This is a genomic window from Methylomagnum ishizawai (assembly GCF_019670005.1).
Taxonomy (GTDB): domain Bacteria; phylum Pseudomonadota; class Gammaproteobacteria; order Methylococcales; family Methylococcaceae; genus Methylomagnum; species Methylomagnum ishizawai.
In genome coordinates this window covers 4,371,597-4,396,676 of sequence record NZ_AP019783.1, presented here as the reverse complement: position 1 = coordinate 4,396,676, position 25,080 = coordinate 4,371,597, and the positions used below count along the sequence as shown (strand labels likewise).

At 61.4% G+C, this 25,080-nt stretch carries 15 protein-coding genes; 10 read left to right on the top strand and 5 right to left on the bottom strand.

Going from position 1 to position 25,080, the window contains the following annotated elements:
* The first annotated feature begins 31 nt into the window (after positions 1 to 31).
* The 7 genes from K5658_RS19835 (at position 32) to K5658_RS19805 (ending at position 11,204) form a co-directional block, all read left to right on the top strand.
* On the top strand, positions 32 to 1,177 hold the full coding sequence (locus K5658_RS19835; protein WP_221064787.1) for an AAA family ATPase: 1,146 nt from the start codon (positions 32 to 34) through the stop codon (positions 1,175 to 1,177).
* Positions 1,178 to 1,183: 6 nt separating this feature from the next.
* Positions 1,184 to 1,975 carry a DUF3226 domain-containing protein gene (locus tag K5658_RS19830; protein WP_221064786.1) on the top strand — a complete coding sequence of 264 codons (792 nt, stop codon included), beginning with the start codon at positions 1,184 to 1,186 and terminating at the stop codon, positions 1,973 to 1,975.
* Positions 1,972 to 3,057 (top strand): ATP-binding protein, encoded by a 1,086-nt coding sequence (locus tag K5658_RS19825; protein WP_221064785.1) that lies wholly within the window; start codon positions 1,972 to 1,974, stop codon positions 3,055 to 3,057. The genes K5658_RS19830 and K5658_RS19825 overlap by 4 nt, the downstream gene beginning before the upstream one ends.
* Complete coding sequence (locus K5658_RS19820) at positions 3,054 to 5,366, top strand: DUF5682 family protein (RefSeq protein WP_221064784.1); 2,313 nt, start codon at positions 3,054 to 3,056, stop codon at positions 5,364 to 5,366. Before K5658_RS19825 ends, K5658_RS19820 begins: the two co-directional genes overlap by 4 nt.
* 173 nt (positions 5,367 to 5,539) lie before the next feature.
* Entirely contained in the window at positions 5,540 to 7,729 is a 2,190-nt protein-coding gene (gene dnaK, locus K5658_RS19815) for a molecular chaperone DnaK (protein WP_221064783.1), read from the top strand.
* A gap of 389 nt (positions 7,730 to 8,118) precedes the next feature.
* Positions 8,119 to 9,246, top strand: coding sequence for a VWA domain-containing protein (locus K5658_RS19810; RefSeq protein ID WP_221064782.1), 1,128 nt, complete (start codon positions 8,119 to 8,121; stop codon positions 9,244 to 9,246).
* Positions 9,243 to 11,204, top strand: a complete 1,962-nt coding sequence (locus K5658_RS19805; RefSeq protein ID WP_221064781.1) for a hypothetical protein — start codon at positions 9,243 to 9,245, stop codon at positions 11,202 to 11,204. The genes K5658_RS19810 and K5658_RS19805 overlap by 4 nt, the downstream gene beginning before the upstream one ends.
* A gap of 410 nt (positions 11,205 to 11,614) precedes the next feature.
* Here K5658_RS19805 and K5658_RS19800 read toward each other — a convergent pair whose 3' ends face one another.
* A complete protein-coding gene (locus K5658_RS19800; protein WP_221064780.1) occupies positions 11,615 to 11,920 on the bottom strand; it encodes a hypothetical protein in 306 nt (101 codons plus the stop codon).
* Between the two features lie 264 nt (positions 11,921 to 12,184).
* Here K5658_RS19800 and K5658_RS19795 point away from each other — a divergent pair, with 264 nt between their 5' ends.
* Positions 12,185 to 13,429 (top strand): anion transporter, encoded by a 1,245-nt coding sequence (locus tag K5658_RS19795; protein WP_221064779.1) that lies wholly within the window; start codon positions 12,185 to 12,187, stop codon positions 13,427 to 13,429.
* Positions 13,430 to 13,440: 11 nt separating this feature from the next.
* Here the strand turns inward: K5658_RS19795 and K5658_RS19790 are convergent, their stop codons facing one another.
* The 4 genes from K5658_RS19790 to fusA all read right to left on the bottom strand — a co-directional run bounded on the left by K5658_RS19790 (position 13,441) and on the right by fusA (position 19,160).
* On the bottom strand, positions 13,441 to 15,153 hold the full coding sequence (locus tag K5658_RS19790; protein WP_221064778.1) for a hypothetical protein: 1,713 nt from the start codon (positions 15,151 to 15,153) through the stop codon (positions 13,441 to 13,443).
* A 2-nt stretch (positions 15,154 to 15,155) separates the two neighbouring features.
* A complete protein-coding gene (locus tag K5658_RS19785) occupies positions 15,156 to 15,407 on the bottom strand; it encodes an acyl carrier protein (RefSeq protein ID WP_221064777.1) in 252 nt (83 codons plus the stop codon).
* Between the two features lie 114 nt (positions 15,408 to 15,521).
* Positions 15,522 to 17,027: an amino acid adenylation domain-containing protein gene (locus K5658_RS19780; RefSeq protein ID WP_221064776.1), complete on the bottom strand. Its 1,506-nt coding sequence runs from the start codon at positions 17,025 to 17,027 to the stop codon at positions 15,522 to 15,524.
* 69 nt (positions 17,028 to 17,096) lie between these two features.
* On the bottom strand, positions 17,097 to 19,160 hold the full coding sequence (fusA, locus tag K5658_RS19775) for an elongation factor G (RefSeq protein ID WP_221064775.1): 2,064 nt from the start codon (positions 19,158 to 19,160) through the stop codon (positions 17,097 to 17,099).
* Between the two features lie 302 nt (positions 19,161 to 19,462).
* Between fusA and K5658_RS19770 the strand changes: the two genes are divergently transcribed.
* Both K5658_RS19770 and K5658_RS19765 read left to right on the top strand, forming a co-directional pair.
* Complete coding sequence (locus K5658_RS19770; RefSeq protein ID WP_221064774.1) at positions 19,463 to 20,137, top strand: PEP-CTERM sorting domain-containing protein; 675 nt, start codon at positions 19,463 to 19,465, stop codon at positions 20,135 to 20,137.
* Between the two features lie 588 nt (positions 20,138 to 20,725).
* A complete protein-coding gene (locus K5658_RS19765; protein WP_221064773.1) occupies positions 20,726 to 25,000 on the top strand; it encodes an SdrD B-like domain-containing protein in 4,275 nt (1,424 codons plus the stop codon).
* Positions 25,001 to 25,080 lie beyond the last annotated feature (80 nt).

Sequence of the window (25,080 nt, the reverse complement as noted above, 5' to 3'; positions counted from 1 at the left end):
TTCTTTTTTCGGAGCATCGCGGAGTTTGCTTATGACCACACTTCCTTTTTCCAAGGTTGGAATCGATGGGTTTCGTGGCTTGCGTCACCTCGAATTGGATGGGCTGGGCCGGATTAATATTTTGGTGGGTGGTAATAACTCCGGTAAAACCAGCGTTTTGGAAGCGTTATCTATCTTATGCCAGCCGTATAATCCAGATGAATGGCTGGCTATGATTCGTCGCAGGGATTTTGGAGGTCTTGATGAAACTCGTGTTCAATCTTTACGTTGGTGTTTTACGGAAATAACAGGCTTAGAACAAGATGAATTAGCTAGTTCTTGGTGTGAACTTAAATGCGAAGGAAGTTTCCCGCTACGCAAATTGGTGGTTACATATACTGAATTTACCGGAGAGCCTTCTCCTGACGAGATGCGACGCGCCATAGGATCTCAGCGTGCAGATAACTTGATATTCCCAGAAACGATACGTGGAGCTGAGTTAGTACACATTCCAGATTGGCTGCAAACGACAGGTTCTACCTTTCACGGACAGACAACATTCCTCGATAGCATCGAGCAGCCGACTTTGAGATTATGGGAAAGAATTACTCCAACCAGGATCGGAAAATCAAAAAGTAGACCAAAACTCGATGTAGCCACTTTGACCCCTTACTCTTACCAAATGGGACCATTGCAAGCTCAATTTCAATCAAAGCTTATTTTTCAGAAGGACTCTAGCACACTTGAGTTGCTTCGAGATTTCGATGCTGATATTGAAGGTATTGACTTGGCGTCATTTCGAGGGCATCGCCCAACTATATATATAAAACATCGTCGTCTTGGTATTGCACCATTATCAATATTTGGCGATGCAATGCGCCGCTCAGTGCTATTGGCAGGCACATTACTGGCCCTTCAAAACGGTGGCGTTTTATTAATCGACGAAGTCGAGGCTGGTATCCATGTCGGCGCGTTGGGCCGGGTATTCGAGTGGCTGGTGAAAGCGGCCCGGACGTTGAATGTCCAGGTATTCGTCACCACCCATAGCCTGGAAGCGCTGGATGCGCTCATCGCTGCGGACAAGGGTGACGATATTGTGACCTTCCATTTACGCCAAACCGAGGAAAGAACCGTGGGTAAGCGGCTCGATGAAAATTTGGTGCGGCAACTCCGCGAACAAGGCTATGATCCGAGGTAATCCAAAATGCGTAAATATGGATTTCTCGCAGTCGAAGGCCCGCACGATGTCGAGCTGGTATATCGTTTATTAAGATGTTTTGGTTTGGCGCGTGTCCAGCATGAAAGCAATCTGGATAGTTCATTTTTAAAGCTTATCCCGAAAAAATACCCGCCGGATGGCGACCTACAAAAACGGGTGCCAATCCCCTTGTTTTTACAAAGCGATACCCATGTCATCGCTATCCGTAACGCGGGAGGGGATAGTCAACTAATTAAAGCCACCGAGAATGCTATAAATATTCTCGATTTGGACGGTATTATTTTGACGGGACTAGGCATATTACTCGACTCTGACAAAGAAATTGACGCTGCCAAGCGTTATCGCGAATTGAAACAAAACTTGGCCGCAAAGGGACTTAACCTTCCCGAACAGCCGGGCATAGTGACGTCCGGCCCACCCAAACTAGGCGCTTTCGTCCTACCAGATAATCAAACCGCCGGAACCTTGGAAGATTTACTGCTCGACAGCGCCCTAACGGTATATCCCAACCTGTTGGCATCGGCGACAAGCTATATCGATACCGCCATAACAAGTACCGAGCTTATCCCAGAAGAACGCGAGGATTTTGATAAACCCGCTGGACGCAACAAGGCTATCGTCGGTGCTATGGCTGGCATTATGCGCCCCGGAAAATCTATTCAAGTATCGATTCAGGATAATCGCTGGTTCCGCGACGAAGCCTTGAGACTTCCCCGTATCAAAGCGGTACAGGATTTCCTGAAAACCCTTTTCGAGCTAGATCAGCCCAAGCCATGACCCCAACTCCCCAACTCCAACGCCCCCCCGCCGAAACCCTCTACGCCGAAGAACTCGCCGCCCTCCGCGCAAAGGATAAAAACCCCAAGCCCCCCGGCTGGCAACTCTCCATGCCCGCCGTGCGCGACTTCATCCTGGGCGGGAACGGACTGCGCCGCAAGATTGTCTGTGCCCCCAGCCTCATCGAGCGGGCGCTGGTGACGCTGGCCGGGAACCGCGCCCTGCTGCTGGTGGGCGAGCCGGGCACGGCCAAATCGCTGCTGTCGGAACTGCTGGCGGCGGCGGTTTCCGGGGCCAGCACCCTGACCATCCAGGGCAGCGCCGCCACCACCGAGGACCAGATCAAATACGGCTGGAACTACGCCCTGTTGCTCAACGAAGGCCCATCGCCCCGCGCCCTGGTGCCCTCGCCCCTTTACCGGGCCATGGCCGGGGGGCGCATCGTCCGCTTCGAGGAAATCACCCGCTGCCCGCCGGAGGTGCAGGACGCGCTGCTGTCCATCCTCTCGGAGCGGCTGCTGATGGTGCCGGAACTGGAGGGCGAGGGCGGCACGGTGTTCGCGGTGCCCGGCTTCAACCTCATCGCCACCGCCAACACCCGCGACCGGGGCGTCAACGAGATGTCCGCCGCCTTGAAACGCCGCTTCGCCTTCGAGACCGTGTTCCCCATCCGCGATTACGACGAGGAACTGGCCCTGGTGAAAACCGAAGTGGCGCGGCTGTTGGCGCAAGAAGGCGTGCCGGTGCTACCGCCCGACGAGGTGCTGGAAGTCCTGGTGACGGCGTTCCGGGAACTGCGGGAAGGCATCGGCCAGGACGGCGCGGCGGGCGACAAGCTCAGCACCGTGGTCAGCACCGCCGAAGCGGTCGGCGTGGCCCATAGCGTGGCGTTGCGGGGCTATTACCTGCGCGGCGACGGCGGCGAACCGGGCGACATCGTGGAAGCCCTGGCGGGCGCGGCGGCCAAGGACAACGCCGAGGATTTGAAGAAGCTGCGCCGCTATCTGGAACACCGGGCCGGGAAGCGCAAGGGGGCGCATTGGCAGGCATTCCACGCGGCGCGGGACCGGCTGCCGGAATGAAGGTCCGCATCTTCGGTATCCGCCACCACAGCCCCGCCTGCGCCCGCCGGGTGGGCGAAATCATCCGCCACGAGCGTCCCAAGGCCGTCTTGATCGAAGGCCCGAGCGACTTCAACCCGCGCCTCGCCGAACTGTTCCTGCCCCATCGGCTACCCATCGCCCTCTACAGCTACGCCCATACCGAAACCGGCCCGGCCCAATGCTGGTATCCCTTCCTGGACTACTCGCCGGAATGGGTGGCCTTGCATGCCGGGCGGGAAGTCGGCGCGGAACTGGGCTTCATCGACCTGCCCCATTGGCGCTACCGGGCATTGGAAGAAACCCGCCGCCGCGCCGACCCGGCCCGCCCTTATTCCCGTGACCGCTACGCCCAGGTGGTCGGGACGTTGTGCGGCCAATTCCATTGCGATGGGGCCGACGCGCTGTGGGACCACCTGTTCGAGGCCGCGCCCGATGAAGAACTCGACGCCCGCCTCGACCTCTATTTCGCCGAACTGCGTGGCGATGATCCCGGCACCCCCGACGACGCGGCGCGGGAAGACTTCATGGCCCGCCACATCGCCGCCACCGCCCAACGCTACCGGGACGAGCCGGAAGCACTGGTTTTGGTGGTCTGTGGCGGCTGGCACCGGAACGCCCTGGAGCGGCTGTGGGCGGAGCATTTCGCGGCGGGCGCGGTGGATTTCCCGGAAACCCCCGTCCCGCCCAGCAGCGGCCCCGCCGGTTGCTATCTGGTGCCCTACGAATTCCGCCAGGTGGAAGCCTTGGCCGGTTATGGGGCGGGGATGCAATCTCCGTTGTTCTATCAATGGTGTTGGGAAGAAGGCCGCGCCGCCGCCGTCGAGCACGCCATCGCCGCCGTGGTCCGGCGCTTCCGGGATAAGCGGGTGCCCTTCGCCACGGCGGATTTCGTGGCCTTGCAACGGGCCATCGCCGGACTCGCCCAACTGCGCGGCCATGCCCCGCCCACCCGCACCGACGTGCTGGATGGCTTCCTGGCGACGGCGGTGCGCGAAGCCCTGGACCGCCGCCCGCCCTGGTCGGAACGGGGCTTGCTCACCGCCAGCGATCATCCGGTGTTGCGGGAGGCCATGTTGGCCCTGACCGGTGCGGGGCGCGGGCAGTTGGACGGTGCCACGCCCCAGCCGCCCTTGCTGCGGGATGTGGAGCGGATTCTGGCTGAACTGGACTTGCTGCCCGGCACCGTGGCCCGTCAGGTCGCGCTGGACCGCCGCGATCCACAGGGCCGCCGCCGCGCCGAAACCCTGTGGCGGCTCAAGCTGTTGCGGGTCGGTGGCGTCGCGGCGCGGGAGGCCAAGGCGACGCGGGCCACCCGCCACCTGCCGGAACATCTGCGCTATGAAGAGCTGTGGACCCTGGTCCGGGACGAGCGTTGGGAGCCGGACTTGATCGAAGCCAGCATCCACGGCGCGACCTTGGCCCAGGCGGCGGAGAACGCCTTGCTGGCGGAATTGCGGGTGGGGTCCGCGCCGGGCCTGGCGGCGGGGCTGGTCCGGGCGGTGAAGGCGGGATTCGGGGATTTGGGGGAACGGTTGGCCCAGGAATTGGCCGGATGCCTGCCCGCTTGCCACGACCCCGGCGAATTGGCCGGGGCCGGGATGCCGCTGTTGGAACTGGCCCGCGATGGCTTCTGGGGCGAAGCGCTACGGGACGTGTTGGGACCGTCGCTGGCGGGGATAGGCGAGCGGGTGTTGTGGTTGCTGGACGGCCATCAAGCCGGAAATCCAGCCGGGCTGGCGGGGGATGTGGACGCGGTGCGGTTCTTGATGGGCTTGGTGGATTTGGCCCCGGCGGAATTCGATGGCGCTTTCGCGGTGGCGACCCTGGCGCGGCTGGCCCGCCGCCGGGAAGCCCCGCCCGCCCTGCGCGGCGCGGCCTTGGGCGCGGCCCATGGCTGGGAAACCATCGCCGATGCCGAAGTGTTGGCCTTGGTCCGGGCCGTGCCGCCCCGCGATGAACTGGGGGATTTCCTGTATGGCCTGTTCGCCACGGCGCGGGAGTTGGCGACCCAGGACGCGGTGATCGTGGCGGCGATCCATGGCGCGGTGGAGGCGCTGGCGGTCGAGGATTTCCTGGTGGCGCTACCGTCGTTGCGGGGCGCGTTCGGCTGGTTTCCGCCCCGCGAGCGCGGGGCCATCGCGGGGCGGGTGGCGGAGTTGTTGGGCCTTGCGCGGGGGGAGGCGATGGGTTTGCTACGGTTGCCGGTGGCGGCGGGGGAAATGGTGGACGCCAAGCGGGTGGAGCGAAAAGCGCTGGGATGGGCGAAGGAGATTGGTTTGTTGGGGTGAGTTCCTTGCATTTCCCTACAGTCAGCACATGCAACATCGTAGTTCCTCTTCAGACTGCAAGTCTGGTAAACGCTGGGCATACTGCACACCACCCTTAAAAATATTTTACAATTGCTAGGACATAAATTTCACACTTTAAGTAGTTTTAGTTAAAAAATATCTGGTTTTTATTTATGACTTTTATTATCGGAATTGACTTCGGAACCACGAATTCATCAGTCGCCATTCTCAAAGAGGGCAGGCCACAAATTTTGGAAAATAGTGAAGGTGCCCGCATCACTCCTTCCGTCATCGCTTTTACTGGTAAAAACGAGGTGTTAGTGGGCCAATCTGCTAAGCGTCAAGCAGTACTTAATCCGCATAACACCCTATTCGGTATCAAGCGCTTGATGGGGCGTCGTTATAATGATGTCATTATACAAAAATTAATTAAGACCTCGCCCTTTAGGATTATACAAGCTGACAACGGCGATGCTTGGGTAAGTGTAGATGATAGGGAGTTAGCTCCGCCAGAGATTTCTGCTCGACTTTTAATAACGCTAAAGAAAGATGCCGAGATGTTGCTAGGTGAGGAAATTAAAAAAGCAGTTATTACTGTCCCAGCTTATTTTAGTGAACCCCAGCGCCAAGCTATCAAAGATACAGGTCGCATCGCAGGTTTTGAGGTAATATATATTATTAACGAGTCAACGGCGGCAGCTCTGGCCTATGGAATGGATAAAAAGCGTGGTGACCAAAAAATTGCTGTGTACGATTTAGGTGGCGGTACCTTCGACATCTCAATTGTTGAGGTTGCAGAAGTCGATGGCGAACATCAATTTGAAGTGCTATCCACCAATGGTGATGCTTTTCTCGGTGGTGAAGACTTTGATTTACGCATCGTTGAATTTTTAGTTGAAATATTTAAAACAAATACCAACATTGATCTTCACAATGACCTGCTGGCTTTACAGCGAATGAAGGAAGAGGCCGAGAAAGCCAAGATCGCTTTATCTTTCAGTGAATATTATGATATTAATTTACCCTATATTGTAGTCGATGCATCAGGACCAAAACACCTGAATTTTAAGTTGACTCGCGCCAAATTAGAATCTTTAATTCAAGATTTGATTGAAAGAACTAGAATACCCTGTTTAACTGCGTTGAAAGATGCGGGTTTGAAACCATTAGAAATTGATGCAGTTATTCTCGCTGGTGGCCAGACCCGTACACCTAAAGTGCAAGAAGTTGTAAAAAATATTTTTGGCAAAGATCCATGCAGAAATGTTAACCCTGATGAAGCAATAGCTTATGGAGCTGCTATTTTAGCAGGCGTATATAATAGGCAAATTAACGATTTATTGTTGTTAGACGTTATCCCAATGTCACTGGGTATTGAAACCCTAGGTGGTGTAATGACCCAGCTAATTGAAAAAAATACTACGATCCCTACCAGGGTATGCCAAGTCTTTTCGACAGCGGAGGACAATCAAAGCGCTGTGACTATCCATGTGCTTCAAGGTGAAAACAAAATGGCCCGCGATAACAAATCTCTTGGTCGTTTTGACCTCGCTGATATTCCACCAGCCCCACGAGGGGTTCCGCAGATTGAAGTCACCTTTGATATTGATGGTAATGGTATTCTACGTGTATCTGCAAAGGATAAAGTTACTGGTAAACAAAGCAAAATTAATGTTAATAATATTGGTGGCCTTTCAGAAAAGGATATTCAACGTATGTCACGCATGGCTATTGGTGATTTTACTCAAAAAACCACGGAAGCTAAAACGCCTATAAATGCGACACAGCCACTATATTCAAACCTTACTGCTGAAAAGAGCAATTCAAAATCTAAAACTTCGCATCTTCAGGCTTCAGTAAATACAAACTCCGAGCTATCGAACGCTAAATCTGGACTATCATGTAAACCCGTGCGCTTATTCATCAGTTATTCACATGCAGATGAAATACTGCGGGATGAGCTAGATGATCATCTATCAATATTATTGAGGAATGGACTAATCGAACCTTGGCACGACCGCAAAATCATGCCAGGTGATGATTGGAAAGAAAAAATTGATAGCAATCTTAGGGATGCTGATATAATATTGCTTCTAATTAGCGCGAGATTTTTAAAATCAGACTATTGTTATAATGAAGAAATGAAGGCCGCATTAACTCGACATGATAAGGGTGAGGCACGCGTAGTACCAATAATTGTTCGATCATGTGCATGGAAAGAGTCGCCACTAGCATATTTACAGGTTTTGCCGAAAGATGGTATTCCTATAGCACAAGCCCAAGATCACGACTTAGTTTGGACTGAAGTGGTCTATGCTCTACGGACCATTATTCTGAACATTCAAGGCCATAAAGCGTATTAATTACAATCTTTGACCTCGTTGAGTTCGCCATGATGCTACCCAAGCACTCCATCGCTCTATATTCATGAGAGCCCAAATGGTTGTACTGAATAAGATTATACATGGGCTCCACCTATACTTATAACTACTGTAATAGCACTAGGTACACACAGGCATGGAAATTTATGCCTCGTTAATAAACTGATTCATTTCCCCAAAAGTCCCCACCAACCGCCGCCCCATCGCCCACACCTGCCCGGCGATCAACCGATAAAACCCCTCTTTCTCCCCAGACAAATTACCCAGTTCCAAAGCGTCATAATACGCCCGGCGGCTATCGGTATCGCCGGGAATATTAGTGGTGAGATACCCCCGCAACAATCGCACCCGGACTTTAGCAATTACCCGCCATGCCCGAAACCATCACCCTCACCCCCGCCGAACGCTGGCGCTTGCTGCTCGGCGAAGCCGCCGAAACCGGGCTGGCCCGCCTTGATGGCGAAGCCGCCGCCATGGACCGCGCCCTGTCCTGGCTCTATGGCCGCGATGGCGGCGACCCACGCGACACCCTGGACCGGCAAGGCGGCAACGAACCGTCGGCCTTATCGGTGCCGGACTGGATCAACGACATCCACACCCTGTTCCCCCAGGAAACCATCGAGCGCCTGGAACGGGACGCCATCGAGCGTTACGGGATCGACGAAATCGTCACCAACCCCGAAGTGCTGGCGCGGGCCACCCCCAATCCCGCCCTGCTGGAAGCCGTGCTGCGCACCAAGCATTTGATGAACCCGGAAGTGCTGGCCCTGGCCCGTGCCCTGGTGGCGCAGGTGGTGAAGGACATCATGGAAAAACTGGCGAAGCAGATCGAGCGCTCCTTCAGCGGCGTGAAGCACAGGCAACGGGTGGTGCCGACGGGGGCCGCCAGCCAATTCGCCGCCGGGGAGACCCTGCGCCGCAACCTCCGCCATTTCGACCCCGCTTCCCGCCGCCTGATCCTGGCCCGGCCCTGGTTCCACCACAACACCCGCCGCCGCCTGGAGCGCTGGCAAATCATCCTGCTGGTGGACCAGAGCGGCAGCATGGTGTCGTCGGTCATCCATTCGGCGGTGACGGCCTCCTGCCTATGGGGCTTGCCCGGCGTCAAAACCCACCTCATCGCCTTCGACACCGAAATCGTCGACCTCACCGACCACGCCGACGACCCGGTGGAAACCCTGATGAAGGTGCAACTGGGCGGCGGCACCCACATCGGCAAGGCGCTGGCCTACGCGGCGGAACAAATCGAGGTACCGACCCGCGCCATCATCGTGCTGGTGACGGATTTCTACGAGGGCATGGCCGAATATCAACTCGTTACCCTGACCGCCGCCCTGGTGGCGCAGGGCACCAAGGTACTGGGACTGGCGGCGCTCAATGACCGGGCCGAGGCCGATTTCGACCGGCGGCTGGCGGAGAAGCTGGCCGACGCGGGCGCGCACATCGCCGCCATGACGCCGGGCCAGTTGGCGAACTGGCTGGCGGAGAAGTTGGGATGAGCCGCGCCGACCTCCTGCGCCTGTCGCCGGAAGCCCTGGCCCAAGCCACCAACTTAGGGCTGGTGAAACGGGCGCTGCGGGAATTGGAGGGCGGCAACCGGCCCAGCTTGGTCCTGGACGCCGCCAACACCCTCACCGCCACCTTCGGCGATGGCGTCGCCACCGTCTGGGAGGCGGAGCAGCCCATCCAGCACAGCCGATGCAGCTGCGGCGCACAGGGCGTGTGCCGACACCGCCTCATCGCGGCCCTGGCCTACCGGGCCGATGCCGAGCAAGCCCCGCCGCCGCTCGAATCCCCGGCCAAGGTGGATGACGCCACCCTGGCTCGACTGATTCCCGCCCGCGCCCTGAACGCGGCGGAAGTCCTCAAAGCCGCCGGAATGGAAGTGGAACTCCGCCACCCCGGCAGCGGCGAACCCTGCCCCACCGCCCGGCTACCCATGGCGACCGTGCGTTTCTGGGGAGGTGCGGCCATCGAAGCCGCCCGTTGCGATTGCGTGGCGGCGGCGTGCTGCGAGCATGTGGCCTTGGCGGTGTGGGCATTCCGGGAAGCGGCGGAGTCCGAACCGGAAGCTCCGGCGGCGCGGGTGCGCTGGGCGGGCGCGGCGGCGCAAGGCGGCATCGATCCCGCACTATTCCACGATTTGGTGGATAGCCTACTGCGCCACGGGGTCCGGCTAGGCTTGGCCCCGCACCGGGAAGCGCTGACCAACGCCCTGGAAGCGGCGGAAACCGGCGGCGCGGTTTGGCTGGGCCTGTTGCTGGGCGAATTGGAAGCCTGGATCGCCGCCTATGCCCAGCGCAACGCCCGCTACGACCGGGCCGAGGGCGTCCGGCTGGTGGCCGAATTGGCGCTGCGGCTGGCGGCGGGCGGGCAACCGGATCGGGCGCGGTCGGCGCTGGGCATCGGCGAACCGGCGGAAACGGAACTCGACCGGCTGCGCCTCGTGTCCCTGGGCGCACGCATCGACCGCGACGGCGACCTCCGGCGGGTGCGGCTGGTGATGGCCGATGGCGACACCGGCACCCACTTCGTGCTGGTCCATGCATGGCAAGCTGCGGGCGACGAAGCCGGGGCGCTCGCGGCGCAACGCCTCGCGCCAGGGGTGAAACTGCTGCCGCTGGCGGGCGGGCAATTATTGTCCCGGCAAGCCAAGCGCCGCGCCGACGGCACCCTAACCCTCGCCAAGTCGCGCAGTTCGCAAAACAGCCTGCTGCCCCAGGCCGGGGATTGGTCGGGGCTGGGCCGTCCCCTGTGCTTCGAGCGGGTGGCGGATTTGCGCGAAGAGAAGGCGCTGCGCCCGGTTCCGCACCTCCTGCCGCGCCATGCCGCCGCTGGGTTCGCCGTGCTGCGGGTGGCGGGCGTCGAAGCGCTGTTCTATGCCCCGCATCAGCAAGCCTTGCTGGCGGTGGTCCGCGACGCCGACGGAGAAAGCGTGATCCTCCGCCGCGAACATGCCGCCCATACTCCCCATGCCCTGGATGCCATGGCCGGGGCGCTCACCGGGCGGTTCGGCGCACCGACCCATGTGGCGGGCGCAGTGTCCTGGCGACAGGGGCGGGCATGGTTCGAGCCGTGGGCCTTCGCCTGTGGCCGGATGTTGGCGCTGGATTTGGAACCGGCCTGCGGGGCTTTGGCCGCGGTGCCCACGGCGACGGCGGGCGAGCCTGAAACCGGTGAACTGGACCGATTCCTGGGGGAACTGGAAGCCCATCTGGCGACCTTGCTGCACCATGGGCTTGCCGAACTGGGTGGCGATTGGGTCGGGCGCTCGCGGGGGCTGGCCGAAGCACTGCGAGGCCGGTCGCTGACGGCCCTGGCCATTCAATGGGAGACGGTCATCGACGCTGTGCGGAGCGGGAGGGTGCGCCCGGGGGATGGCGGACCGGCTGCGCATTGGCTGCGCCTGTCGGGACTCTTGGCGCTGCATCGGGAAGCTGCCGGGCTGGGTTCATGAAACTCCGCGCCCAGGTGGATTGACCGGCCAAACCTCCGCCGTGGCCCTTCCCGCCCATCCGCCAGCGGGACAGCCCTTGGGCAGGGCGGGCCCCAGGACGTAGCGGGCTGCCTTTGTCGATCGGAAACTTCCCCGGCCGGGTTCGACAGCGCCACGGCCAGCCTGCCGGGCATGGGGGAACGTTCGCCCCGCGTCGGCCGTAGGATGATCGGCCCCGGGTTTCACTGCGGGTCGGTCTAAGACCGGTCTGGGTCCGCCCTGGAATCATTTCCACCCCGGCGGCGGACCCGCTTTCTGGGCGGGAAGAACGTCATGGACCACCTGCCCACCCAGCCCGCCCGGCGCATCGGGGAACTGCTCCCGCATCGTTGGCAGTCCCAGTCGATCATCGCCTGAATCCTCGGCTTCCTCTATCGGGCCGCCTTGGCTTTGGCCAAGGGGTTCGCCATACGCTTACCTTCCAGCTGCGTCCTCGCCGCGCGCCGGTCCAGCCATGCCCGGACCTTGTCGCGCTCTTCGGGCTCCAGCTTTTCCTCAATCTCCGGCGGCAAGGATTCAGATGCTGCGGGGAACTTGCCGTGCCATTTCCGGTTGGACCGCCCTGTGCCGACCTTATAAGCCCGTGTGCCGTCTTGCAATTCGACTACCTTCACCTGCTCGTACTTCGTGCGCACGAGTTCGACCCACTTGCCGCGTTCGGTGATCTGCACGGCCATGGTGTTGTACATCCTCCTGGGTCGCCTATCGGTCATCCCCCTGGAACTTCGAGGCGTTTTCCCGGCCGCAGGTTCCGCGCCGTGGGGGCGGCTTGGAAGTCGTTGAGAGCGCCGTCGCCAGGATTTTCTGCCATATTGGTGTTGACCTGCTTGGACTGCATGCAAAGATTTTTCACTCAATGGAGGCTGAGGGGTGGCCTTTTTCGTTTGCGGCGGATTCCCATCCAAGCCGGTCCTCATCGCACTCCACGCGAGGCTTTTCCCTTGACCACCATCGTCGTGATTTTCGCCTTGGTCTACCTCGGTATGTTGCTGGGGGGCTTGCCGTTCTTGCAGTTGGACCGGACCGGCATCGCCCTGCTGGGCACCATCGCCCTGCTGGTCAGCGACTCGATCACCCTGGAGGACGCCGGGCGGGCGATCCATATGCCGACCTTGATCCTGCTGTTTTCCTTCATGGTGGTGGCGGCCCAATTGCGGCTGGGCGGCTTTTACGGCTGGATCACCGAGCGCTTCGGGACGCTGCGGGCCAACCCACCCGGCCTGCTCGCCGTGTTGATCGCGGTGGTCGCGGGGCTTTCCGCCGTCTTCAGCAACGATGTGGTCTGCCTTTCCATCGCCCCCGTCTTGATCGATATCTGCCTATACCGCCGCCTCGACCCGGTTCCGTTCCTGCTGGGACTGGCTTGCGCGGCGAATATCGGCTCGGCGGCCACCTTGATCGGCAATCCGCAAAACATGCTGATCGGCGGCAGGTTGGACCTCCCGTTCACCGGCTACCTGCGGGACGCCGCCATTCCGGTGCTGCTTGGCCTGGTCGTGACTTGGCTGGTGATCGCCGGTCTCTGGCGGGGGCGGTGGGCCGGGCAAAGCCGCCCCGGTTTAACCCTGAGCGAAACCCAGCTGGCAAACCACCCTCCCACCCAACTCGATGGGTGGCAAGCCGCCAAAGGACTGATGGTGGCGGGAACCCTGTTCGTGTTGTTCCTATTTTCCGGGTGGTCGCGGGAGTTATTGGCCTTGGGCGGGGCCGGCTTGTTGTTGTTGTCCCGCAAGCTGCATTCGCGCCATATGCTGGGCTTGGTGGATTGGCAAGTTCTGTTGCTCTTCATCGGCCTCTTCATCGTCAACGACGCCCTGGAGCGCACCGGCCTGCCGCAACGGGCGGTCGCCGACTTGGAGGCCGCCGGGATCGATTTGCACCGCCCGGCGGTGCTGTACGGCGTCACGTTCCTGCTGAGCAACTTGGTTTCCAACGTCCCGGCGATCATGCTGCTGCTGCCGGTCGCCTCCCCCAAGGATGGGGCGCTGCTCGCCCTGTCGAGTACCTTCGCCGGGAATTTGCTGGTCGTCGGCAGTATCGCCAACATCATCGTGATGGATGCCGCCGCCCGCCGCGATATCCACATCGGTTGGAAACGACATGCTTGGGTGGGGGTGCCGGTGACTTTGCTCACCCTGGGGATTTCCGCCGTGTATCTGTGGGTCTGGCCGGGAACGATGCGCTAATACAGCACCCATCACCCAGAAAGCCCCAGCCCGATCAAGAACAAGCGCCCATAATCCGCCACCGTCCCGCCCTGGCAAGGCCGGGCGAAGACATGGATCAAGGCATAAAATTGCAGGGTGCCATACACCGCCAGGATATCCAGCGGCAAGCGCCTGTCCCAGGTCCAAGGCTTGCGCTTGCTCCGCTTGCCCAATAGATAAAGTTCGGTCAGCGCAATCCCCAAGCCCAACAACGCGAAATAAGGCCAGGTCTGCAATACGCCCCAGAAATTCTCGAAGCGCAAACCCTTATAGAAAAACTCCTCCGGCACATGTCCCCAGAACAGATTGCCGAAACCCGCCGCCGCCATCGTCGCCACGAAAATCCGCAGCCGGGTATGCGCCTTGAAAAACCGGAAAAACACCGGATAAAAGAACGCCCGCACCAGGAATTCCCGGTAATGGAAAGTGAAGCGGGTCCAAAACGCCACCAGATTGGTCGCCAACCAAGGCCGGTCGAAATAAGGGTCCATCCGATAGCCGAATACCCGCCATACCCCGGTTTTGAAATGCAATACCGCCGCCCATACCAGGAACCAGCGCACTTGATCCAACAGCGTGGTGAACAACACCGAAAGCGTGGTCGCCGTATGGGTCGCGACATAATCGCATACCAATTGCTTGGTATGGGCCTGATGGACATCGAGGCCCATCGCCGCGAATCCCGCCACCAAGCGCAGGCGCAAGTATTCGCCGAACACCAGATACAGCAAAGCCACGCCCCAGATTTTCACGCCTTCCCAAGCCAGCTTGTTCTTATCCTCGGCCAGATAGGTTTCATCGAGATAGCGATACCCCTGGCCGATGGCCACGCCCCAATGCCAATTGGGCAGGGCGGCAGGGGTTAGGAACACGGCGAGATATTCCCGGAAAGCAAGGTCTTGCGGTACTTGCCGCTGGTTATAATCGATGTGGTATAGCATCAGCCGTTCCCACTGCCAGAAGAACAGCAAAATACCCAGCGGCAACTTCCAGGCATGGCCGCTCAACCCCTCGGCCAAAGCGCCCAGCAAGACCACGATCAAGGCCGATTGGATGGCGATGGTCCGCGCCGCCGCCAAGGCACGGGGCTGGCGTTCCAAGCGCGGCAGGCCATGGCGGTAGAGTTCCATGAGCGCCCAGCCGGCCAGCAAGGCCGGGGCGGCACCGGCATCGCCCCCGGCCAAGGCCCAATAGCCCAGGCCGCCGCTCGCGGCGGCGATGGCAAGCCCGAACCGCGGCGGGCAAGCATGGAACAACAGGTAAACCACCCCATGCGCCGCCAGCAAGCCCGCCAAGGCCGCGCCGCCATACACCACCCACCCCGCCAGCAAGAACCACAGCACCAGCGCCGTCCGCTTATGCCGCAGCGGCAGGAAGTACGCGCCGAGGAACGCCCCGGCCACCGCGCCGAACAGCACGAGGCGTTGGTCGTCGGTATCGAGCGCATCGGTATCGGCTCGATATATCCACAGCTTGCTATCGACATTGTGGTCGGCGTCGAACACCCCTTGGGGCAGCCAGCCCAGCCAATCGGCCAAATCTTCCGGGGCGGGCAAACCCAGTGCCGTGGCGGCGTGGGTGAACAGGTAGCCATAGACGGCCAGCATCGCCAGCACGGCGGCGACGGTTTTGGGGTCGTGGCGGGCGGCGTTCTCGGCGCGGCGGGACGCGCTGGCGGGACGGTTGCGGAACAGGCCGGCCATGCCTAGCCCGCGAGCTTGGCGAGTACGAAATCGGACAGGGCGTCCAGGGTATCGAAATTATCGGCGCTAATATCGGCGTCGCCCAGCTTGATACCGAAGCGCTGTTCCAGGAATAACACCATTTGGATCACGTCCACGGAATGGGCGAACCAGTCGTCGAGCAAAGGGGTATCCGGGTGCAATTCCCCGATGCCATCCGGGGCGTTTTGTTGGAGTTGGGCGGCGAGTTGGGCGATGACCGTATTTTTATCCATGATGTGGGTATTTGGGAGTTTTTAGGAAAAGGGTAGTCGCATGGAGCGGTGCGTCATATGGGGCACGCGGCGCGGGAACCGAATCCCCCGGATTGCGCTATCGCTCCATCCGGGCTACGCGGGGGAGGTGAATCCGGCCAAAAGGGTTTCCCGGTCGATCTTGCCATTGGGCGTGACCGGGAAACAGTCCAGGTATTGGCAGGTTTGGGGCATCATATAGGCGGGCAGGCAGGCTGCGAGTTGTTTCCGCAAGTCGGGCAGCGGTTGGCCGCCGGCGGCGGTATAGCACGCCAGTATTCTTTGCCCGGCGCGGTCGTAGAGGGCGCAACATTGTTGGATTCCGTCGATCCGGCCCAGGGCGGTTTCGATTTCGCCGAGTTCGATCCGGTGGCCCAAGTGCTTGATTTGATGGTCGCGGCGGCCCACGAAATAAATCAAGCCATCCCGGCCCGAGCGATAACCATAATCCCCGGTTCTATACAGGATTTCCCGGCAATGGGGATTGCCGGGGTGTTGGATGAAAGCGGCCTGGGTTTGCTCCGGGTTGTTCCAATAACCCAAAGCCACGCCGATACCGCCCACGCAGATTTCCGCCACGGTATCGGGTTCGGCGACGACTCGGCCCGCGTCGTCCAGGAAGATGATTTTGCTATTGGCGCAGGGCAGGCCCAGGGGTACGGCGTCGAGTCCGGCCAAGTCTTCCCCGAAGATATGGAAAATGGCATCGACCGTGATTTCGGTCGGGCCGTAGAGGTTGGATAACAGGGCGTTGGGGAGTTTTTCGCGCAGGTATTTCAGGGTATTGAGCGGCATGGCCTCGCCCGCGAACAGGACTTTCCGCAAGCTTGCGAGATTCCGCCCGGAAAATAGATCGAAGGCGGCGATATTCGCCAATAACGAAGGCACGAAGAAAATCAGGCTGATGCGCCGGGTTTCGAGATAGGCCACCAAATCCGACAGGAAACGGAAATCGCGCTTGGGGATGAGATGCAGGGTGGCCCCGGTGGCGAAACTGGCATAGAGGTCCAGCACCGAGTTGTCGAAATATAAGGGGGCTTGGCTGCCGATGATTTCGTCGGCGTGGATTTGGTAGGTCGCCACCACCCAATCGATGTAGTCGATCACGGCGGCGTTGGCGATGGTCACGCCCTTGGGTTCGCCGGTGGTGCCGGAGGTGAAGATGATATAGAGCGGGTCCAGCCCGGTGAGCGGGGCGAGGCCCCTAAGCAAGGCCGCCGCCTGCGCGGGATCGTAATCCAGCGCGACGGTTCGGCCCGCCACCCGGAAATCCGCGCCGTCCCATTCCACCACGGGCGGATCGTCCAGCAAGCGCCACACCGCCGCCCGCCGCGCCGCGGGACTCGCGACATCGAAGGGCACGTAGATATGCCCGGCGAGTTGCACGGCCAGGATCGCCGCCACCGCCGCGCTGGATTTGTCGATGGCGACCACCACCGGGCGGCGCGGTCCCGGCACGGCTTGTTTGATGTGCCAGCCCAGGGCCACGGCTGCGCGCCAGAGTCCGGCATAGGTGATGGCGCCGCTTGCATCGACCAGGGCGGTGCGGTCGGGGTGGCGGTCCTTCGTGCTTAGGAAATAGTCGAGGGCGAGTCTTTGCATGGCGGGAACGGGGATGGGCGGCCGGGCGGGTTGCGACAGCGTAACCCGCCCCGGCCCGGAATCCCAGGCTCAATCCTCCGGCCTGGGCTTGAACTGCGCCGCCAATTGCGCCTGCACATTCGGCGGCACCGGTTCGTAATGGCTGAGTTCCAGGGTGTAGGAACCTTGGCCGGCGGTGAGCGCCTTGAGCCGGGAATGGTAGCCTTCCAGTTCGGCCAGGGGGGCGCGGGCCTTGACCTGGGCCATGCCGCCCCGCGCCGGATGATGGCCCGTCACCTGGCCGCGCCGGGCCGACAAATCGCCGCTGACATCACCGATGGCGGATTCGGGGATGTTGAGCTCGATGGCGACGATGGGTTCCAGCAGGATGGGCTTGGCCTTGGCGATGGCGTCGAGGAAGGCTTTCTTGCCCGCCGCCACGAAGGCGACTTCCTTGCTGTCCACCGAATGGCTCTTGCCATCGTAGACCGCCACCTTCACGTCTTGCAGCGGATAGCCGGCGATGGCCCCGAGTTCCAACACCTGATGCACGCCCTTTTCCACCGCCGGGATGAATTGGCCGGGGATGGTGCCGCCCTTGACCTCGTCCACGAACTCGAAACCCGCCCCGCGCGGCAAGGGTTCGACCCGCAGGAACACCTCGCCGAACTGGCCCGCGCCGCCGGTTTGTTTCTTGTGGCGGTGATGGCCTTCGGCGGGGGCGGTGATGGTTTCGCGGTAGGGGACTTTGGGGGTGTGGGCGTCCACGTCGAGCTTGTATTGCTCGTGCATCTTTTCCAACACTCGCTTCAAATGCAGTTCGCCCAGGCCGTGCATGACTTCCTCGTGGGTCGAGGCATCGTAGTCCACATGGAAGCTGGGGTCTTCGGCCTCCATTTTATGCAGCACTTCCGACAGCTTGTGTTCGTCGCCCCGGCGCTTGGGCTTGATGGCGAGGCCGAACACCGAGTGCGGGAAATCCAAGGGCTTGAGGTGGATATGGTCGTCCTCGGGCGCGTCGTGCAGGACCGAGTCGAACACCACTTCCTCGACCTTGGCCACGGCACAGATATCGCCCGGCCCGGCGCGGTTGATCGGCACATGCTGCTTGCCTTGCAGCATGAACAACTGGTTCACCTTGAACGGCTTGCGCGATTCGCCGACGAAGAGCTGGGTGTCCGGGGTGATGGTGCCCTGGTGGACCCGGAACACCGTCATCTTGCCGACATAGGGGTCGATCTCCACCTTGAACACATGGGCCAGGACGTGCCGGGCGGGATCGGGCACCGAGCGGAACGGCGTGGCGTCCTTGCGCCCGGTATTCGAGGGCCAGCGCTCGAACAAGGGCGGATTGCCCTCGCCGGGATGGGGCAGGAGTTTCACCATAATATCGGCCAGTTCCGCCACCCCCGCCCCGGTGCGGGCCGAGACGAAGCACACCGGCACCAGGTGCCCCTCCCGCAACGCCGCCTCGAACGGCGCGTGCAATTCTTCCGGGGCGACTTCGCCCTGTTCCAGGTAGCGGGTCATCAAAGCCTCGTCCACCTCCACCACTTGATCGACCAAGGCCCGGTGCGCCGCCGCCACCGAGGAGAAATCGGCCTCGCCCGCCGGATTGAAGAAGCAATCCACCACGCGGGCACCGTTTTCGGCGGGCAGGTTGATGGGCAGGCATTCCTTGCCGAAGGCGTCCTGGATTTCCTGCAAGAGTCCGGGCAGGTTGCCGTTCTCGCCGTCAATTTTATTGACAACGATCATCCGGCACAGGCCACGGGCCTCGGCCCAGTGCATCATGCGCTGGGTGGTGAACTCGACACCGTTCTGGGCGTTGACCACCACGGCCACGGTCTCCACCGCGTCCAGGGCGCACAGCGCCTGCCCCAGGAAGTCGGGGAAGCCGGGGGTGTCCAACAAATGAATACGGGTGTCCTGGTGGACGAGGTGGGCGACGGCGAGTTTGAGCGAATGTTGGTGGGATTTTTCGAGGGGTTCGTAATCGCAGACGGTGTTGCCTTTTTCGACGCTGCCGGGTGTGTTGATCATGCCGGTCTTATGCAACAAGGCTTCGGCCAGGGTGGTCTTGCCCGCCCCGCTCTGCCCCACCAGGGCAAGGGTGCGGAGGTTTTCCGTGGAATAGGCCAGGGCATTCATCATGTCTCCCTCCGGTACTTGTTTGTTGTCTCTACATACGCCCGCGAGTGTAGGCGAGGGGGTGGGAAGGTTCAAGCGGCCCCACGGCCCCGCGGGAACCCGGTTCCACCGGGGCCGGATTTGTATGGATTTTCTTACGGCGGCCCCGGATGCCGGTTCCAAACCCCGCCAAAATGGGGAAAAATATCGCGTCCAGACAAAGGTTTGTCCAGCATGGTGCGATTCGTGCTAGGCCGGAGGCAGCGCTTGCTTGACGGCACCACCGCAACCCAGCCGGAAAATTTTCGACTCCCCGAGGAACCATGATGAACAAGAACCTATCTTTCCGCAGCCTGATCGGCGTGGCGGCGGGACTCGCGCTATGGGGGTTCGCCACCCTGGGCCAGGCCGCTTCCCTGGTCACCAAAACGCCCGGCCTGCCCGATATCGACAGCAGCGGCCAAGACCCCCTGCCCCTCGAAATCCATTACAACGCCGGCAGCCAGGCCTTCTCGGCCAGCAGCGGCGGATATTTCTTCTTCGACCCCGCGCCCCCCACTTATTTTTCCGACGGGAGCTATTCGGTGTCGGCCCGGATCGACACCGGCGGCAACCTGATCGCCGATCCCGGCAACCTCGTCAGCCTGCACGGCAATATCGAAGGCGGCACCGGCGACCTCAACCTCTTCACCGGGCATATTTCCCAGTTCGCCTATACCTTCGACGCCTCCGCCAACACCAGCGAATTCCAATTCGTGGTCGATGTGACCAGCACCGACGCCAGCCTGGGCTTCAATCCGGGCACGCAGGTCGGCATCATCATGCTCAGCCGCACCAACTGGGGCAGCTTCGGCGGCGGTTTCGACGACACCGCCGGCACGGCGACCGTCGATAACTTCCTCCTCGCCACCGCCGTCCCCGAACCGTCCATCCTGGCCCTGTTGGGCATCGGCGTCCTGGCGGCCGGCCGCGTTTCCCGGCGCGGCGCGGCGACGGCTTAAACCGGCCCAAGCCCCGCAAGCCCGGCCCATGGCCGGGCTTCGCAGCCCATCCCCTTGCCACCGCGGCGGCACCGGAGCGAAACTCCACCGACGCGGGATGTCTGGAATTTTTTACTCCCTCCCATCCCCCCGGCACTTCCCAGGAATATCCAGCCACCTCTTGCCAACCCCGGCAGGACGGAGGCGTCCCGCGGTCGTCAACACGCCCATGGGCCACTTGTCGACACGGGACGGCAGCGCCAGGATGGAGTGTCCGTATGCGATTTTTTACGATTTAGCCGACCTTCCTTTACAAAGCCCTGCAACAAAACAAAAGGGCAATCGGAATCAAAGACTTGTCTTATAAAAGCATGGCTGGCCCGGTTTATGCTTACGCCAAACATCCGGGTTGATTACCATAAAACACCTGAAAAACAAAGTGATTTAAGTCTCATTTTGGACAATAAAACCGCGAACCCGCGCTCAGGTTTGGGAATGTCCCCGGCCTAGGTTCACGGCAATACACGGCCCATGGATACGCAATATTTCGATGTCGCTTCCCCGTCATTGGCTCATCGATAAATACAATCAATCAAAAGTGGCAATAAAATGAGTCCATCCATCCGACCATTCGCACTAGTCGCCCTGTTGTTCTACTGGGTCGGCAGCTCCGCGGCCATACCGACACCTGGCTATCCCAAAATACAGCTCACCAACCCCGGCAGCCTCAGTTATAACGCCGCTTCCGGGCAGGTCACCATCAGTTCCACCCTCAGCACCGCGACCCTGGTGTCCGGTGGCAGCGCGGCCTTGGTCCAGCCCATCGCCACCGCCGCCTCCCGGAACCTCAGCGTCAAGCTGATGCTGAACCCGGCCAACGGCGGCTTCGTGGGCGGCGTGGCCGGCAACGACCTTACGGTGACCGGCAACATCGGCAGCAGCTACGCCTCCCCCCTGCTGACCGGCGAGGTCTTGAGCTTTCAATACAGCGACACCGCCAGCGCCACCGACACCGCCGAACTGCGGGTCAGGGTCACCGGCGGCAGCCTCGCCAACGATCCCGGCTACCAAGGCCAGGACATCGGCATCCTGCTGACCCTGGAATCGGTCACGATCAACCCGGTGAACTATGGCCAGAACTTCACCAGCGCCTCGGCCAAGGGCAACTTCGGCCCGATCCCGCCCGTCGCCGCCCCGCCTTGCACCGTCGAAATCGGCGACTACATCTGGCAGGACAGCAGCCGCGACGGCATCCAGGACAGCGGCGAACCCGGACTCAACAACGTCAGGGTCAACCTGCTGGACGCCACCAACGCCGTGGTCCAATCGATCCTGACCGCCCAGGGTGGCCCGACCAGCCAGGACGGCTACTATGTGTTCTACGCCAAGTGCGGTACCTACACCGTCTCGGTCGATGCCACCACCCTCCCGGCCGGCTTCTCCCCGACCCCCCCGAACGCGGGCGCCAATCCCACCGCCGACAGCAACGGCAGCCCCTACACGGTGAGCCTCGGCACCGACGGCAGCGCCGACGATAGCATCGACTTCGGCTACACCCCGCCCTGCACCGGCAGCATCGGCGATTTCGTCTGGCAGGACACCAACCTCAACGGCAAGCAGGACGGCGGCGAACCCGGCCTCGACGGCATCACCGTCTACCTGAAGGACAGCACCGGCACCACCGTCCTGGCCACCGCCACCACCGGCACCGGCGGTCCCAACAACCAATCCGGCTACTACCAGTTCTCCGGACGTTGCGCGGGCAGCTACCTGGTCGAAGTGGACGCCACCACGGTCCCGGCCAACTTCACCGCCACCACCGCCAATGTCGGCGGCGACGCCAGCCTGGACAGCAACAGCCACCCCGCCCCGGTGACGCTGGCGAGCGACAGCGGCAGCGACCAAAGCGTCGATTTCGGCTACAAGCCGCCCTGCACCGGCACGCTCGGCAACTTCGTCTGGAACGACCTCGACCGCGACGGCATCCAGGACGCCAATGAACCCGGCATCAACGGCGTCAAGGTCTTGCTGCTCGACGCCAACCAGAACCAGATCGCCACCGCCACCACCAATCCGGGCGGCTCCGGCAACCCGGACGGCCTTTACCAATTCACCGGCCTGTGCGCGGGCACCTACTACGTCAAGGTCGACGAAACCACCCTCAACCCCGATCTGGTGGCGAGTCCGGTCAGTGTCGGCGGCAACCGCACGGTCGATAGCAACCCGCAGCCGGCCCAGGTGGTGTTCACCCTCAACAACGGCAGCGACCAAACCCTGGACTTCGGCTACAACTCCCCCTGCAAGGGCAGCATCGGCGACTACGTCTGGCACGACCTCGACCGCGACGGCATCCAGGACGCGGGCGAACCCGGCATGAACGGGATCACCATCAACCTCAAGGATTCCACCGGCACCATCGTCGCCACCACCGTGACCGGCGTCGGCGGCCCCGGCAGCCAGGACGGCTACTACCAGTTCAACGGCCTGTGCGCCGACAACTACACGGTGGAAGTGGACACCGCCAGCCTCCCGACCGACTACACCCCGTCGCCGTCGGCCCAGGGCAACAACACCGACAAGGACAGCAACGGCAGCCCCGCCACGGTCAGCCTGGGAACCGACACCAGCACGGCCCAGGATATCGACTTCGGCTTCCTGTCGCCCTGCTCCGGCGTCATCGGCGACTATCTCTGGGAAGACGACAACCAGAACGGCCTCCAGGACTCGACCGAACCGGCCCTGGACGGCATCACCGTGCAGTTGAAGGACGGCCTGGGCAATATCGTCGCGACCGATATCACCGGCACCGGCGGTTCCACCGGCAAACCCGGCTACTACGAGTTCCGGGGCTTCTGCGCGGGCACCTACACCGTGGTGGTCGATCCCACCGGCCTGCCGCCCGGCTTCGTCCCCACGCTGAACAACGTGGGCGGCAACCGGGGCGTGGATAGCAACGGCAGCCCGGCCAGCGTCACCCTGGCCTCCGACAACGCCAGCGACCTCAGCATCGACTTCGGCTACAAACCGCCCTGCCTCGCCAAGATCGGCAACTACGTCTGGGCCGACAAGAACCAGAACGGCCTCCAGGATGCCAGCGAAACCGGCATCAACGGCGTCACCGTCAACCTGAAGGACAGCAGCGGCACCCTCATCTACACGGAGCAGACCTACACCAACACCAACCCCGGCTATTACCAGTTCAGCGGCCTTTGCACGGGCAGCTACAGCGTCGAGGTGGACGGCTCCACCCTGCCGCTGGGCTACATCCCGACCACCGCCCTGGTGGGTGGCGACCGCGGCACCGATAGCAACGGCATCCCGAGCGCCGTCACCCTGGCGACCAACAGCACCTACGACAGCACGGTGGACTTCGGCTACGTGCCGCCCGCCAACCTGGGCGATAGGGTCTGGAACGACGCCAACGGCAACGGCATCCAGGACGGCGGCGAAACCGGCATCGTCGGCCTCAAGGTGGAGCTGTACCAATGCACCAGCAACACCCTCAAGGGAACCACCTACACCGGCACCGACGGCCTCTATGGCTTCCCGAATATCGCGCCGGGCAGCTATTACATCCGTGTCTACACCGACGCCACCTACCCGGTCTTCACCACCGCCAACCTGGGCGGCAACGAAGCCCTGGACAGCGATGCCAACGCCAGCGGCGTCACCAACTGCGTCACCTTGACCTCGGGCCAGACCTACAACGACCTGGATGCCGGGTTGCAACCGGCCACCGCCAGCCTGGGCGACTTCGTGTGGAACGACGCCAACCAGAACGGCTTGCAGGAGAGCGGCGAGGCGGGCATCGGGGGCGTCTTGGTCAGCCTCTATAACTGCGGCTCGACCACCGCGCTGCGCACCACCAACACCGGCTCCGATGGCAAATACGCCTTCACCGGACTGGTGGCGGGCTGCTACGAAGTCGGCTTCCAAACCCCGGGCGGCTACACCCTCACCGTGGCGAACGTGGGCGCGGACGACGGCATCGACAGCGATCTGATCCAGACTACGGGCCGCACCACCTCCTACACCCTGGCGATAGGGCAGGCGTTGACGACCGTAGATGCCGGGTTCTACACCAAGGGCTCCAATGGCTGTGACGAGGACGACGACGATAAGGACGGTGACAAGTCCGGCGATAAATCGGGCGACAAGGACGATGACAAATCCGGCTGGGGCGATAAGTCCGGCGACAAGGACGACGACAAATCCGGCTGGGGCGATAAGTCCGGCGACAAGGACGACGACAAGTCCGGCTGGGGCGATAAGTCCGGCGACAAGGACGACGACAAGTCCGGCTGGGGCGATAAGTCCGGCGACAAGGACGACGACAAGTCCGGCTGGGGCGATAAGTCCGGTGACAAGGACGACGACAAATCCGGCTGGGGCGATAAATCCGGCGACAAGGACGGCGACAAGTCTGGCGGTGGCTCCAGCAGCGACTGCGAACACGACCACGATCCGTGTTCCAGTGGCAACACGGGTTCCGGCGATAAGTACGGCGACGACAAGTCCGGCGATAAATCCTGGGATAAGTCCGACGACAAGGACAGCGACAAATCCGGTTGGGGTGACAAATCCGGCTGGGGCGATAAGTCCGGCGACAAATCCAGTTGGGACGACAAGGATGGCGATAAATCTTGGGACAAGTCCGATGACAAATCCGGCGACAAATCGGATGACAAGGACGGGGACAAATCGGGCGCGGGCAGTTGCGGCGACAAGTCGGATGACAAATCCGGCGACAAGGACGGCGATAAATCCGGCTGGGACGACAAGGACGACGACAAATCCGGTTGGGGGGATAAGGACGATGACAAGTCCGGTTGGGGGGATAAGTCGGGCGACAAGTCGGATGATAAATCCGGCTGGGGGCACTAAGCCCTAGCCTGCGCCAGCGGGGCGGGCCCGGAGCCCGCCCCAATTTGGTGGCACCCAAGCCCTTTCCCCCGGCGGGGAAA

What these genes read in the sequence shown, in the direction of transcription:
- K5658_RS19835 (WP_221064787.1), top strand. Translation starts at nt 32, where the DNA reads ATGACCACACTTCCTTTTTCCAAGGTTGGAATCGATGGGTTTCGTGGC.
- K5658_RS19830 (WP_221064786.1), top strand. Translation starts at nt 1,184, where the DNA reads ATGCGTAAATATGGATTTCTCGCAGTCGAAGGCCCGCACGATGTCGAG.
- K5658_RS19825 (WP_221064785.1), top strand. Translation starts at nt 1,972, where the DNA reads ATGACCCCAACTCCCCAACTCCAACGCCCCCCCGCCGAAACCCTCTAC.
- K5658_RS19820 (WP_221064784.1), top strand. Translation starts at nt 3,054, where the DNA reads ATGAAGGTCCGCATCTTCGGTATCCGCCACCACAGCCCCGCCTGCGCC.
- dnaK (WP_221064783.1), top strand. Translation starts at nt 5,540, where the DNA reads ATGACTTTTATTATCGGAATTGACTTCGGAACCACGAATTCATCAGTC.
- K5658_RS19810 (WP_221064782.1), top strand. Translation starts at nt 8,119, where the DNA reads ATGCCCGAAACCATCACCCTCACCCCCGCCGAACGCTGGCGCTTGCTG.
- K5658_RS19805 (WP_221064781.1), top strand. Translation starts at nt 9,243, where the DNA reads ATGAGCCGCGCCGACCTCCTGCGCCTGTCGCCGGAAGCCCTGGCCCAA.
- K5658_RS19800 (WP_221064780.1), bottom strand. Translation starts at nt 11,920, where the DNA reads ATGGCCGTGCAGATCACCGAACGCGGCAAGTGGGTCGAACTCGTGCGC.
- K5658_RS19790 (WP_221064778.1), bottom strand. Translation starts at nt 15,153, where the DNA reads ATGGCCGGCCTGTTCCGCAACCGTCCCGCCAGCGCGTCCCGCCGCGCC.
- K5658_RS19785 (WP_221064777.1), bottom strand. Translation starts at nt 15,407, where the DNA reads ATGGATAAAAATACGGTCATCGCCCAACTCGCCGCCCAACTCCAACAA.
- K5658_RS19780 (WP_221064776.1), bottom strand. Translation starts at nt 17,027, where the DNA reads ATGCAAAGACTCGCCCTCGACTATTTCCTAAGCACGAAGGACCGCCAC.
- fusA (WP_221064775.1), bottom strand. Translation starts at nt 19,160, where the DNA reads ATGATGAATGCCCTGGCCTATTCCACGGAAAACCTCCGCACCCTTGCC.
- K5658_RS19770 (WP_221064774.1), top strand. Translation starts at nt 19,463, where the DNA reads ATGAACAAGAACCTATCTTTCCGCAGCCTGATCGGCGTGGCGGCGGGA.
- K5658_RS19765 (WP_221064773.1), top strand. Translation starts at nt 20,726, where the DNA reads ATGAGTCCATCCATCCGACCATTCGCACTAGTCGCCCTGTTGTTCTAC.